This is a genomic window from Acinetobacter sp. A1, assembly GCF_012371315.1.
Classification (GTDB): Bacteria; Pseudomonadota; Gammaproteobacteria; order Pseudomonadales; family Moraxellaceae; genus Acinetobacter.
In genome coordinates, this window is the sequence record NZ_JAAZQY010000005.1 from 62,984 (window position 1) to 76,339 (window position 13,356).

Sequence of the window (13,356 nt, forward strand, 5' to 3'; positions counted from 1 at the left end):
ATGCGTAAGTACGGTAGGCGACCTTGCTTTTAAAATAATAAATTTTGCCTAAATTTACAACTGAAAAATGATAAATTTTTACCCGTCATTAATTCATCAATTAGATGATTTATCTAAACTAAAGTATTGGGGTTTAATACAAAATCAATCTCAAATCAACTCGACCAACGCCCGAATAATCCCTAGACCCAAACCAATAAATGCACCGACGACGACACCATTGACCCGAATCATGTGTAAATCGCCACCGACTTCGTTTTCAATTTTGCCAATCATTTCGCGTGAGTCCCATTCATGAATACGCTCACTAATAAAACGAATCACTTTTTCGCTGTATTGATCTGACAAGTTGACCGCAATAGCGCCCATTTTTTCATTTAGTAACTGACGCACAGCCGTGTTGGCAATGATATTTTCACCAACTTGCTGAATTGCGACACGCAGGTTTTGGGCAATCCCCGAGTCAGGCTTTTGCAAATCTTCCTTAATCGCATTGCAGAGAATCACCACTGCACCACTAATAAAGTTCAAGACCGGTGGGCTGTCTAACAGGGTGTTTTTAGTGTTATTCAGACGCAGGCTCGCACTGCTGTTGTTGTCTGCCAGTTGCAGCATCAGCTGTTGTCCAGCATCTTCAATCTTTTGGCGCCAAGGATGATCTGGGTCTGCCAGCATAGATTCGACTCGTTGCAACAAGGAATCTATGGTGCGTTGCTGTACATCAATGCCAATCCAGCTAGCACCTTTAGCCAGTTTCCAGACGCCCAATTCTTTAAACAACTGACGGGTTAATTCACGGCTTTTTTCAGGATGTCTTAGCATCCAGTCATGAGCTAGGTCTAAACCACGTTGCAGCACATCTTGGTGGAAATCATTTTCTAAAACGGCACGCAGCATTTCACTGGCCAAATGGTTTACCTGAGTGTTGCGAATCCATTGCACACTGTTACTTTGGATAAAGCGCCCAATTTGCTCTTGTCCCACGAACTCAAAAATTTTCGGTACAGTTTGCTGAATGACTTGCGTGACTTGCGTATTATTTTGTGGATTGGCTAACCATTTACCCACGGCTAAAGATAAATCTGTACTGTGCAGGCTTTTTTCTACCACTTGTGGCGACAAAAAGTTTTCCTGTACAAAACGTCCCATCGACTCGGCAATACGGTCTTTGTTGCGCGGAATAATTTCGGTGTGATCACGTAAAAACTTGGGAATTGGCATTTTGCCAAAAGGATTGCGAAACAGCACAGTAATTGCATACCAGTCTGCCAGACCACCCACCACACCTGCCTCGGCAGATAGCATCAGAATATGAATCAACCAGGTATATTCAGGCAGTAATTTTGCGGTCAGCATTAATGCCAGCCAAGTCAGTACCGCAATCACCAAGGCAATGGTGGCAAAGCGTTTACTGCGCTGCAAACTTGGAGATACGTTTGCCGAGTGCTGAGTTGGGCTATTGGCAGGTGCTGGATTCATGCACACATCCTTCTAAAGCGAGAGTGACCAAATAACAATGCTTGATGCAAATTACTGCCTTACTGTGTCGCAGGGGCAGCAGGCACAATCAGCGGTTGTCCTGTTGGACTTAACCCATATTTAGCGCCTAAAGACTGTAAAATCAATGTGGCATCAAAGGCATCTTCAGGGGCAGATTTCTGATCTTTAAAACACTGAATGGTGTAAGACACCTGCATTGGATCTAAATTGACCACCTGTGGCATGTCATAAAACGGGTCAGGCCAGAACGGTGCACGGCGGTGATAATAGCCATACGGTGAATAATTGTATGGATAATAACTCGGTGCAGGGTAGACCACCGCTTGTCTAGGCGGTTTTTGGCTGCGGTTACTTGGGTCATCTAAAACTTTAAAGAAACGGAAACCGTGTTGTAGTGTGGTTTGCGCCGCTTTAACCAAAGTGATTTCTTCGGCTGTACCAAAACTCATGTTGTGACCCGCCAGAAAACTAATTCGATAGGTCTGTGCATTGAGTGGTGTTGCGCTGTAGCGTCCTAATTGCTCAAAACTTAAGGGTTTTGAGGGTGTAGTGGCACAACCTGTAAATAGCAAACTGCCTGCAAGGGCAAGACCGAGTAGGGAATATTTCATAAGAAAGCTCTCCTGCGCAATTCAACCCGTTATCACAACCGAGTCAATTAAAAACTACTATTGGGTTGGGTTAAAAACTCAAGCTCTTCTGCGCTAGATGGACGTCCTAACACCTGATTTCGGTGCGGATAATGTCCAAAACGGTCAATAATCACTTTGTGTTTAAGTTCATAGCCCAAAACAGTGGGGTCATCCAAACTTTCAAAAAGCCCTAAGGCCACTTCGTGAATGCGTTTCGATTCGCTGTGCATAAATGGCATATATAAAAAGCGGCGCTCAATTGGCTTTAAGTCCTGATCCAGTTTTAAATGAATCATTTCCTGCGCCAAGACCAAGGCCATACCATCTTGAGCGAAGGCACGTGGGTCATTACGATATAAATTACGTGATAGTTGATCTAAAATAATAATTTCAGCCAAACGCCCTGCGGGTGTTCCACGCCATGTCCATAATTCTCCCTGCGCAGCTTGGCGATGCACTTCTGCAAATTTTTCTGCAAGTAAGGCGTCGAATTCTGCAGTTTTCACAAACCAATTTGCTTCTGCAGCTGGAGAAAACCAAAAATCTAAAAAATCTTGATAATTCATACGCTTTATTATTTACCTCTGCTCATTTGATTATAAAATCACAAATTTAACGTGTCTTATAGTGCAACTTTGTGATAAAAAATTGCCAAATTAAAATTTATTGACGTTGACCACTATATAAAATGTCAGCCTGCCCCAAAATCATCATTTTGTTAGAAAAAACAGCCCAAGCGCATGTACTGCTGCCAAATCAAGTTATACTTGAAAGGTTATGGTTTTATCTTAGATCATGCCCATGATTAAGAAAATTGCAACCGACCCAAAATCAGCTTGTGGTTTATGTCGTATTCGTAGTGTATTGGATTAAGCGAGAGTGTAATGAGTCAACCCGAACCAAATGCGCAAGATGTTTTACCGAACTGGGTAGACGCTGCGCTGCTTCAAGGGATGTTGCGCGGGATTGAACGCGAAAGTCTGCGTATGCAAAGTGACGGCTTTTTGTCGCAGCAAGCACATCCTCAAGCTTTGGGTTCGGCACTGACACATCCACACATTACAACAGATTATTCTGAAGCGTTGATGGAGTTTATTACTCCACCGCAAAACAGTATTCCGCAGGCTTTGGCGTATTTGCGTGATATTCACAGTGTGGTGCATCAGCACTTGGGTGAGGGCGAAAAGCTTTGGCCACTGTCTATGCCGTGTATGCTTGATGAAACCGATGAAGGCATTCCACTGGCGCAATATGGCAGCTCCAATATTGGGCGTTTTAAAACCCTGTATCGCCGTGGTTTGGGTGTGCGCTATGGCCGCCGTATGCAGACCATTTCAGGGGTGCATTATAATTTATCCTTCCCTGAGCATTTATTTGCAGCCCTTCAACAACACGAAACCGATGATCAGCTAAAAGCGCTCAGTTTGCAGGATTATCGCAGCCATCGTTATTTGGGTTTAATTCGTAATTTTATTCGTTTAACGCCTTTGGTGATGTTCCTGCTCGGTGCGAGTCCATCGGTATGTCAGTGTTTTATGACAGGGCGTGAACACCATTTGTTGCCGTTGTTACGAGGTACGTTGTATTTGCCGTATGCCACCGCATTGCGTATGGGTAATTTTGGTTATCAAAACTCGGCACAGAAAAAACTCGGTATCCATTACAACGACTTAACGGGTTATTTGGATGGTCTGCAAAAGGCCGTGAAAACGCCGTATTTACCATTTAGCCGTTTAGGTTTGGATGATGAAACGGGTGAAGCGATTCAAATTAATGACCATGTCCTGCAAATTGAAAATGAGTACTACAGTTTGGTACGTCCAAAACAAGTGCCGCAGGATGGTGAAACACCATCACAAGCCTTGGCGAATCGTGGTATTGGTTATGTGGAACTACGTGCGGTAGATGTTAACCCATACAGCCCAATCGGGATTGATGAACATACGGCAGGCTTTTTGGAAGTCTTGGCGCTGTATTGTTTACTGAGCGACAGCCCAGCCTTGTTTGATGCAGAACAAACGATTATTGAGCAAAATCAGGCCGAAGTGGTCAATCGTGGTCGTGCGCCAAATGCACAAATTCAGGAAGGCGAAGTCAAAACTCCAATTGAAGCGTGGGGGCAGCACTATGTCACCGCCATGCAACCTTTGGCTGCTTTACTTGACCAAAGTTATGACACCCAATTGTACTCGAATGCCTTAACACACATGATGGTGCGTTTACATGAGGTGGATGAAACGCTGTCTGCGCATATGATTACAGATACTATTCGTCATGGCGGAACGTGGGGCTTTGGCAGTTATATGGCACAGCAACATGCGCATGTATATGAGCAGCATCAACTTAGCCCAGAAACACAGGCTTATTTTGATGCTGCTGCGCTACAATCAATTCAGCAACAACAACAACTTGAACAAGAACATAGTCTGAGTTTTACAGACTATTTAGCAAAATATCGCTAATCATTCCGAGGCTCGAGCATGCAAATTAGTTATCGTCTGCTAAGTGGTTTTTTATTTTTAGCCAGTGTCGTGGGGATGGCATTTGCATTGTATTTGGAGCATGTGCAAGGTTTGGCACCGTGTCCATTGTGTGTGTTTCAGCGTGTCGGTTTAATCGCCTTGGGCGTAATGTCACTGATTGCCTTTGTGCATAACCCACGCTCCAATGTGGTCAAACGCATATATGCCTTGTTGGGCAGTATTGGCATTTTATGGTCAGTGGGTGTGGCAGCACGGCATGTATGGTTGCAAAACCTGCCACCCGATCAAGTTCCAAGCTGTGGTCCGGGACTGGATTACTTGGTTGAGGCTTTGCCAATGAAGTCTGTGTTGCAGCAAGTGCTGTCGGGTTCAGGCGAATGTGCGGTAATTGATTGGACGTTCTTGGGGCAGTCTTTACCAGTATGGTCATTGCTGTTTTTTAGTGTGTTGGCCTTGGTCAGTTTATGGCAATTACTGCGTAACTATCCTTTTGTTGAGCCTGCTTCATTTGGCAAAATCAAGAAAAAATAAGTTCAGTCTATCTGGTATTGGATTTAAAAAAGCGCCATCTACAAAACTGAGATGGCGCTTTTTTTATATTTTTAGTTGGTGAGTCTTAAATTTTAAGTCAGGGCAATGCCTTCTAAACTTGACCAATCACCAATAAATTCATGGATTTGCTGTTCAGGTACATCTTCTTGTGGTGGATAAAACCACTTCACCAATTGCTCGGCCACACTTGGGTGATAAGGCAACTGAAAATGGTTTAAACCATAAAACACCGCTTTATGTGATTCGGGCAATTTCAATTCAAAACGTGGGTTGGGATGTTCGCCCAAAGCACTTTTCACGCTAACCAGATAATCGCCAATCACTTTGCGGTTCAGCTTTTGTTTTTTCTCACGCTCAATACTGCCTGCAACAAAGTAGGTGTTGATATGGGTCGGTAAGGGCGCAGGTTTACGATTGTCATCGACCTGTCCAATCCGTGCCTGATTATGTTCCCAGTCATCATCACGCACACTGCCATGCCGCAAATCTAAAATACCGTTACTGCGGATATTGACCAAATGCCCGACAATTTTCACAATCGGGAAGCGGCCTAATTTATCTTGCAAATGGAACCCAAAACGCTCCAGTACTGCCCCGTGGTGCGGTGAACCTAGACATACCAGATTTTCCACCAAATGAATCCAGCCATGCATATTTTGTTTGCCGTAAAACAGCGCACTGCGTGACACCAAGCCGCCCATGCTGTGGCCAATTAAATCAATACTGGTAATTTGAGGATGACGCTGAATTAAGTCTTCCAGTGTATTGGCGAGACTACGCCCATTGGCTGAAATTCTGCGTCCTGTATTGTAGTTCAGATACAGCATGGTGTTGTGATCACGTTGCGCCAGTAGTTTTTCACCAAAACCACCCATTTGATGTGATGTCCAATCTAAATGGTTACGACACAAACCATGCGCAAAAATCACAATACGCCCAGACAAATCGCCTTGTTGAACTGCACCATAGTGATCGTATAGCACCATAGGCAACGCGAGCGGATTTTGCTGCTCGAGTAAATAATCTCCCAACACCCCATTGAGTACACCTACTAAAAAGTGCAGGCTGGGGGTTAGAGCTTTGTCATGTAAATTGGGGAATTGTGCATTAATATGGCGTAAGCCTGGTGCAACAAAGTGGTAGCCGTATTGTTGCAAACTATTAAAGGCAAATTTATACAGCTTTTGAAATGTGGCTGTTTTTTGGAATTTTTTGGAGCGTTGTTCGCTCATGCCAAACACGCTAAGCAGGACTTCACGCTGGATGGTTTGAATGACATCGGTCATGACAGCATTCAGACGTGTGCTGACCAGTTGTGCCAAGCCTTCTAAAATATCGGCCTGACTTGGAGGTGTACGGTCCCATCTACAATAGGTTTCATGCAGTGGTGTTAAACTTGGCATACTGTGTTGCCCCTTGTGTTCCCATATACCGAACGCTTTATTTTTACTTGAGTTCGCGGTATAAACTTGTACGCTTTCATTTTATCGTGTTTATTTCGATCTGCTTTTAAAATACCGATGACTGCCAAGATGCACGCGTCTTTTTGTCTAACAATTGCATTTTTCCATGAAAAATAAATTAAAAACACATAAAAAGTGGCTAAATTTCACGAGATCGAGAGAAAAAATAAGGGCATAGCAACAATGAATTTGATTTATTTACATGGTTTTCAAAGTAGCCCTTTGTCCATGAAAGGGCAGCTATTGTATGCCTATGTGCAGCAGCATCGCCCTGATATTCAGATGCATTTGCCCGATTTAAATGCTCCACCTTTAGCGGTTTTGGCAAACGTATCGGCATTGATTCGACGTTTGCCCAATGTGGCATTGGTGGGCAGCAGTCTAGGCGGCTTTTATGCGACACAACTGGTCGCACAGCATCATGTGCCTGCTGTTGTGATTAACCCTGCTATGCGACCATGGCAATTGTTTCAGGACTTGTTTGGCGATGTGCTGCCCTATGTGGTACATCCGAACTGGAGCTTAACTGCAGCGCAATTGGATGACTTAGCAGACATTGCGTTGCCAGTTGCGCAAGATGCAGACAAAATATTGGTGTTATTGCAACAAGGCGATGAAGTTTTGGATTATCGTGAAGCGCAGCGTTATTATAGTGCTGCCTCACCTTCGGCCATGATCATGACTGAAGCGCACGGCAATCATGCCATGGATGATTTTGCAGACAAAATTCCGATGTTACTGCAATTTTTATCGGATTCCCTAGCTTAAGGAAACAGTACAACGTGTCTCAATATACCGCTCAATCTCTTGAAGTTTTATCTGGTTTAGATCCAGTACGTCGTCGCCCGGGCATGTATACCGACACCACACGTCCGAACCATTTGGCGCAAGAAGTTATTGATAATGCGGTGGATGAAGCACTTGCAGGGCATGCCAATAAAATTACCGTAAAAGTCTATAAAGATGGCTCTTTGTCGGTAGAAGACAATGGCCGTGGTATGCCTGTCGATATTCACCCAGAATACGGGCAAAGCGGGATTGAAATTATTCTGACCAAGCTGCATGCAGGCGGTAAGTTCAGCACCGACAACTACCAATTTTCGGGTGGTTTGCACGGGGTCGGTATTTCTGTAGTGAATGCCTTGTCCAGTCGGGTTGAAGTGACCGTACAGCGTCAGGGCAACCTGTATAAAATGGCTTTTGATCAGGGCGAAGCCGCTGCACCTTTAGAAGTCTTGGAAGGCAAAGCGCCAAAACGTGCTTCGGGTACGTTGGTACATTTCTGGCCTGAAGCTAAATATTTTGATTCACCTAAATTTGCGCTAAAAGCCTTAAAGCACAATTTAAAAGCCAAAGCGGTACTGGCTGCAGGTTTAGAAATTCATTACATTGATGAAATTAACGATGAAAAAATTGTCTGGCAGTTTGAAAATGGTCTAGTCGACTATTTGATGGATGAGCTGGAAGATCGTGAGATTGTACCTGCTCCTGCTTTTGTGGCGACAGGTGAGGCAGAACGTGCTAGTGCAGAATTTGCAATTTGTTGGAACGTAGAAGGTGGCGAGCAAATTCAGGAAAGTTATGTCAACTTGATTCCGACTGCGCAAGGCGGTACGCATGTCAATGGACTACGTTCTGGTGTGACCGATGCTTTACGTGAGTTCTGTGAATTACGCAATTTATTGCCGCGCAATTTAAAGCTATCTGCCGAAGATGTTTGGGATGGGGTTAACTACATTTTATCGTTAAAGTTCCAAGAGCCGCAGTTTTCTGGGCAGACCAAGGAGCGTTTATCGAGCCGTGAAGCGGCAAGCATTATGCAGAATATCGCCAAAGATGCTTTTGCCTTGTGGTTGAACCAAAATTCTGACATTGCCATGCAATTGGCAGAAATGGCAATTTCCAAAGCAGGTCGTCGTTTAAAAGCAGCGAAAAAAGTAGAACGTAAAAAAATTGTTTCAGGCCCAGCCTTGCCGGGTAAATTGGCAGATTGCGTGGGACAAACCCGTGAAGAATCGGAACTGTTTATTGTCGAAGGTGATTCCGCAGGTGGTTCTGCCAAACAAGCACGTGATAAAAACTTTCAGGCGATCATGCCAATTCGCGGAAAAATTTTAAATACGTGGGAAGTATCTTCGGACGAGGTTTTGGGTTCGCAGGAAGTACACGATATTGCAATTGCGATTGGGGTTGACCCGGGCAGTGATGATTTATCTGAATTGCGTTATGGTAAGGTTTGTATTTTGGCTGATGCCGACTCGGATGGTTTACACATTGCCACTTTGCTGTGTGCCTTGTTCGTGAAGCATTTCCCAAGCTTGGTGGAAGATGGGCATTTATATGTCGCCATGCCGCCATTATTCCGTATTGATGACGGTAAAGATGTGCATTATGCGCTAGATGAAGATGAGCTAGAAAATACGCTGAAAAAAGCCAAAACCAAAAATCCGCAAATTACCCGATTTAAAGGTTTGGGTGAAATGAATGCCAGTCAGTTACGTGAAACCACGATGGATCCAAATACACGCCGTTTGGTGCAACTCGATTTGGATGATAGTCATTTTACCGCAGGTTTATTGGATAAATTGCTGGCTAAAAAACGCTCTGCAGACCGTAAAGTGTGGTTAGAGCAAAAAGGTAATTTAGCCGATTTGGCGGTTTAAGCTGATTTAATTTAGAAAAAGCATCCATTATTTCAAAAAAGTAATGGATGCTTTTTATTGTAATTTTGATTGGTGTTGGCTTTGTTGCACAAAGATTTCATAACTATATGATTTTAAAAGTTTTGATTATTTTTTGATCCAAAATTAAATTTATTTAAATCAGATGCTTACATATTTATGCAACAAAGCCATTTGATGATTAAAAATATTCTAAAATTGAGGCGAAAAAAATGGAGCATCTTGTGCTCCATTTTTTATTGATCCTTAACTAAAGAACCAATATACAAATAATGAAATAATAAATACGCACATGACGTTCAACACCATGCCCACACTCATCATTTCACTTTGTTTAATTTGACCTGTACCAAATACAATCGCATTTGGTGGCGTTGCCACAGGTAACATAAAGGCACACGATGCACCAATACCAATAATCACCACTAAAATTTCTTTTGGAATACCCATTTGGTCTGCAATTGCAGCAAATACAGGAACCAATAACGCAGCAGACGCTGTATTACTGGTAAATTCAGTTAAGAAAATAATGAAGATGGTCACCGCAAAAATCACTACCAATGGCGAAGTATCACCAAAGGTATTGGCAAGGGTTTGACCCAATACCAAAGATGCGCCTGAATCTTTTAAGATCGCACTGAGGGTTAAACCACCACCGAACAGTAATAACACGCCCCAATCGGTATTTTCAGCTACTTGCTTCCAAGATGCAGTACCTAGCATGACTACCAAACATGCAGCAGCTAATGCAGTCCATGTATCGGGTTGGCTAATGCCGAAGGTTTCGCTAAGTTTTTTACCAAAAATCCACGCCACTGCAGTACATACGAATAAAATCATCGTTGCAACACGGGTTTTGGTCCAAGGAATCACTTCAGTTTCAAAATGAATTTTTTGATTTAAATTTGGACGCAATACCAAATATAAGCTGACCAACATCGCTGGTAGCAAAATCAGCATCATTGGTAAACCAATTTTCATCCAGTCAGCAAAGTCATAGTCTAATGCTTTGGCTGCAATAGCGTTTGGTGGCGAACCCACCAACGTACCCAAACCACCTAAACTGGCAGAGTAGGCAATCCCCAATAAAATGAAAACGAAGGTTTTACGCTCTTTGGTGGCATCGAGGTGTGATAACAAACCTAGTGCCAACGGTAACATCATCGCCGCCGTGGCTGTGTTGGAAATCCACATCGACAACGCAGCAGTGACGATAAAAATAGATAAAACCGAAATCCCCAAGTGACCGCCCGACATGGAAATAATCCACATCGCAATTTTACGATCCAGTTTCTGAATGTGCAGCGCAGTTGCTAAAGCAAAACCACCAAAGAACAGGAAAATGACAGGGTCTGCAAAAGTTGCTAATGCTTGCTTGGTTGAAATTGGTACAAGTTCTTTGCTGGCATTTTCAAGTGGCATACCTAAAGCCACAGCAAGCACAGGTACTAACAGTGCTGTAATGGTAATGTGTACCGCTTCGGTGAGCCATAAAATACCAATAAAAAGCAACAGACTTAGACCCTTATTGGCGTTTTCATCATAGGGTAAGACGTTATACAAACCGAAAGAGAGCAGGGTCGCAAGAATAACAATGGCCCAAGTCTTGATCAGTTCTTTTCGCTTAATACTGGCTGGCACTTCTATATGGTTATTTTCCATAGAAGTTCGCTCCGTAAAAATGGAATAAAAGGAAAAGTTGGAAGATTGGTCGGTGCAAACGACCGAAGCAGTCTTAACAGACTGTTTTTTAAGCTAGTCTTAATTATAGGTGTAAAAAATTATTTAAGCTAAAAAAAAATCTAAATAATTTTCCATTTGTTATGTTCATTTTATTGATTTATATCAACAATGCAGGCTGTTTTGTGATGATGGCTAATCCTTGAGCAATTGCGTAAATAGCCATGAAACTAAGTAAAGTAAAAACAATGTGCTTAAATACAGCCTGAGAAATATTTTTACGAATCAGACTGCCCACATAAACCATTGCTACAGAAATTAGGCAAATTAGCGCCAAAACCTTAAATTGTGTGCTGCTAAATTGTTGAATTACTGGATATAACACTGCCAGTTGAATGAGTTTAGAGACAATAAAATTAAGATTACTAATCACCACAATATCGGTTTTACTGTGTTGGGTGCTGAGCAAATACATCATTAAAAACGGTGCCATGGCATTGGTGGCTCCACCAATCACACCTGCTAGAAAACCAAAAATCAGCATATTTTTCAGTGAGGCTGAAATTTGTAAGGGGCGGGTTCTAAACTGATCGGCCACGTAAAGCAGAATCAGTGTCCCCATCGCAAATTTTAAATAGCCTTCATTTAGAATCAGCAGCAAACTGACGCCTAAATAGCTGCCAATTAACGCACTGAGAATTAAGCCCCAATATTTTTTGCAGTAGCCATATAAACTGCTCAATAAAGATTGCTTGGTGTCACCCCGCAACATGTATAGATTTAACAGTAAACAGGGAATGAGAACCAAGGCGACTGCGGTACTCAGCGGATACAGCATCGCCACTGCAGCGGTGCTAAGCATGGGAAAGCCAAAACCACTCATGCCATGTAAAATTGCGGCAATGGCACAAAATAGCAGAATAATAAAATCAGTTTTTTGCATGTGAAGTCACATTGCTTTTTATTTGAAATTTAAAGTAAATGTAGCGGAGTTTTAAGTGAAGTACAAATGAGTCGCATGCTAATTTTATACCTGAATATAAATTAAAAAATTTTAACAGCCAATAAAAAAGCAAGACCGAAGTCTTGCTTTTTTGAATAGCGATCAGGCTGGCTTAGAAGTGGTATTTTACCAATGCGCTAACATCGTTTTGATCTACGCCTTTAATACCAAACTTGTTGTTCCAAACAGAGTGTTCGATACCCACATATAATTTAGTTTTAGGTGAAATGTGTTTACCCACATTCCATTTATATTGAGAAGTCCAGTTGAGTTCACTGGCGTGGTCATCTTCTGCAGTAGACCAGTCTAGGAACGCATCAGCCAAGAACTCTTCAGAACCAATTTTAAATGGTACAGCATAAGTGATGGTCATTTGATAATCATCTTTAGAGATATTCTTATCGTTATCTGCTTTGTAGAAGTTTACATTTGCATATTGCGTATATGGAATGTCTAAAGAGAAACCTACACCGTATAAAAAGTTATTAAATTCAGTATTTGCACCATGTCCTGCATTATGTTCCCAAGTCGTTGCAATGAGAACATCTTTCACTGGGCCAAAAGATAGGTTTTGACCTGTAATTTCACCCAAACTTAAACGTGGTGCTAATTCAAAATAGGTTGAGTCATCATCATTACCATCCCATTGTTGGTCAACGAAGAAGAACACATCAGAATATTTGAGTTTAGCTGCATATTCAGCAGTAAGAGTCGTACGATCTTCAGTACCTACTTCATAGTTTTCACCATAAAGACCAGTCAAGCTGAAATCCTGCCATACAATAGGATTTGCTTGCGTAAAAGTTGCAGCAGTAGAGAGAGCGCATAGCGCAGCAATATGTGTAAATTTCATAAAATAAGACCCCAAGAAAAGCGTTTCAAGGATACAGATTCTTAAGCAAAAATAAAGCAAAATTCGATTATTGACAGGTCATTTCTTGGTATTTTTTGCCAATTCTAAAAGCGCTGCATTTTTGCAGGATTTAAAACCAATGGTAAAAATAATGTCTAGCTTTTTGCATGCCATGCTAAGCCCCTTAAAAGCATCAAGTTTCTGTGTTGAAAAATCAATCACATCTGCTTGAACAGTCAAATTGGTTGCTTATTGAACATCTGAGCGAAAACTTGTCCTAAAAGGGTTATTCTTTTGCTGCTTTTCTATAAATATCGCTTGCATATTTTTTAGATAGGCCCGATATTCAAGGTATAGGGACACGGTTCTGCAGACTTAAAAGTGTTCATCATTCAAACGGGAGGAAGTTATTCCAAACTAAGTTGAAGATGTACTTTATGCTGTAAAAACAGCACATTATAAACACGCTAAAATGTATATGTATAAAATTATATGTAAGATTTTGGCAC

The 13,356-nt window shown here is 42.2% G+C and carries 11 protein-coding genes; 4 read left to right on the forward strand and 7 right to left on the reverse strand.

Annotation, left to right across the window (positions count from 1 at the left end; genetic code table 11):
* Positions 1–150 precede the first annotated feature (150 nt).
* From HHA41_RS03185 to HHA41_RS03195, 3 genes are read right to left on the reverse strand one after another with little or no spacing between them, the layout of a single operon-like run.
* The gene (locus HHA41_RS03185) at positions 151–1,479 is read right to left on the reverse strand and encodes a DUF445 domain-containing protein (protein WP_168460478.1); all 1,329 of its coding nucleotides are present in this window, start codon (positions 1,477–1,479) and stop codon (positions 151–153) included.
* A 59-nt stretch (positions 1,480–1,538) separates the two neighbouring features.
* Positions 1,539–2,111, reverse strand: coding sequence for a hypothetical protein (locus HHA41_RS03190; protein WP_168460480.1), 573 nt, complete (start codon positions 2,109–2,111; stop codon positions 1,539–1,541).
* A gap of 47 nt (positions 2,112–2,158) precedes the next feature.
* On the reverse strand, positions 2,159–2,698 hold the full coding sequence (locus HHA41_RS03195; RefSeq protein ID WP_168460482.1) for a DUF924 family protein: 540 nt from the start codon (positions 2,696–2,698) through the stop codon (positions 2,159–2,161).
* A gap of 318 nt (positions 2,699–3,016) precedes the next feature.
* On the opposite strand from HHA41_RS03195, the gene gshA reads away from it, so the two are divergent.
* Positions 3,017–4,594, forward strand: a complete 1,578-nt coding sequence (gene gshA, locus HHA41_RS03200; RefSeq protein WP_168460484.1) for a glutamate--cysteine ligase — start codon at positions 3,017–3,019, stop codon at positions 4,592–4,594.
* Positions 4,595–4,612: 18 nt separating this feature from the next.
* Positions 4,613–5,146: a disulfide bond formation protein B gene (locus HHA41_RS03205; RefSeq protein ID WP_168460486.1), complete on the forward strand. Its 534-nt coding sequence runs from the start codon at positions 4,613–4,615 to the stop codon at positions 5,144–5,146.
* A gap of 92 nt (positions 5,147–5,238) precedes the next feature.
* Here HHA41_RS03205 and HHA41_RS03210 read toward each other — a convergent pair whose 3' ends face one another.
* Positions 5,239–6,570 (reverse strand): alpha/beta fold hydrolase, encoded by a 1,332-nt coding sequence (locus tag HHA41_RS03210; protein WP_168417674.1) that lies wholly within the window; start codon positions 6,568–6,570, stop codon positions 5,239–5,241.
* Between the two features lie 243 nt (positions 6,571–6,813).
* On the opposite strand from HHA41_RS03210, the gene HHA41_RS03215 reads away from it, so the two are divergent.
* Positions 6,814–7,398 (forward strand): YqiA/YcfP family alpha/beta fold hydrolase, encoded by a 585-nt coding sequence (locus tag HHA41_RS03215; protein WP_026438348.1) that lies wholly within the window; start codon positions 6,814–6,816, stop codon positions 7,396–7,398.
* 14 nt (positions 7,399–7,412) lie between these two features.
* Complete coding sequence (gene parE / locus HHA41_RS03220; protein WP_004974183.1) at positions 7,413–9,293, forward strand: DNA topoisomerase IV subunit B; 1,881 nt, start codon at positions 7,413–7,415, stop codon at positions 9,291–9,293.
* A gap of 264 nt (positions 9,294–9,557) precedes the next feature.
* On the opposite strand, the gene HHA41_RS03225 is transcribed toward parE, so the two are convergent.
* From HHA41_RS03225 to HHA41_RS03235, 3 genes are all read right to left on the reverse strand, one after another.
* Positions 9,558–10,973: a DASS family sodium-coupled anion symporter gene (locus tag HHA41_RS03225; RefSeq protein WP_168460488.1), complete on the reverse strand. Its 1,416-nt coding sequence runs from the start codon at positions 10,971–10,973 to the stop codon at positions 9,558–9,560.
* Positions 10,974–11,151: 178 nt separating this feature from the next.
* A complete protein-coding gene (locus HHA41_RS03230) occupies positions 11,152–11,934 on the reverse strand; it encodes a sulfite exporter TauE/SafE family protein (protein ID WP_168460490.1) in 783 nt (260 codons plus the stop codon).
* 172 nt (positions 11,935–12,106) lie between these two features.
* Positions 12,107–12,847: an outer membrane protein OmpK gene (locus HHA41_RS03235; protein ID WP_168460492.1), complete on the reverse strand. Its 741-nt coding sequence runs from the start codon at positions 12,845–12,847 to the stop codon at positions 12,107–12,109.
* Positions 12,848–13,356 lie beyond the last annotated feature (509 nt).

What these genes read in the sequence shown, in the direction of transcription:
- HHA41_RS03185 (WP_168460478.1), bottom strand. Translation starts at nt 1,479, where the DNA reads ATGAATCCAGCACCTGCCAATAGCCCAACTCAGCACTCGGCAAACGTA.
- HHA41_RS03190 (WP_168460480.1), bottom strand. Translation starts at nt 2,111, where the DNA reads ATGAAATATTCCCTACTCGGTCTTGCCCTTGCAGGCAGTTTGCTATTT.
- HHA41_RS03195 (WP_168460482.1), bottom strand. Translation starts at nt 2,698, where the DNA reads ATGAATTATCAAGATTTTTTAGATTTTTGGTTTTCTCCAGCTGCAGAA.
- gshA (WP_168460484.1), top strand. Translation starts at nt 3,017, where the DNA reads ATGAGTCAACCCGAACCAAATGCGCAAGATGTTTTACCGAACTGGGTA.
- HHA41_RS03205 (WP_168460486.1), top strand. Translation starts at nt 4,613, where the DNA reads ATGCAAATTAGTTATCGTCTGCTAAGTGGTTTTTTATTTTTAGCCAGT.
- HHA41_RS03210 (WP_168417674.1), bottom strand. Translation starts at nt 6,570, where the DNA reads ATGCCAAGTTTAACACCACTGCATGAAACCTATTGTAGATGGGACCGT.
- HHA41_RS03215 (WP_026438348.1), top strand. Translation starts at nt 6,814, where the DNA reads ATGAATTTGATTTATTTACATGGTTTTCAAAGTAGCCCTTTGTCCATG.
- HHA41_RS03225 (WP_168460488.1), bottom strand. Translation starts at nt 10,973, where the DNA reads ATGGAAAATAACCATATAGAAGTGCCAGCCAGTATTAAGCGAAAAGAA.
- HHA41_RS03230 (WP_168460490.1), bottom strand. Translation starts at nt 11,934, where the DNA reads ATGCAAAAAACTGATTTTATTATTCTGCTATTTTGTGCCATTGCCGCA.
- HHA41_RS03235 (WP_168460492.1), bottom strand. Translation starts at nt 12,847, where the DNA reads ATGAAATTTACACATATTGCTGCGCTATGCGCTCTCTCTACTGCTGCA.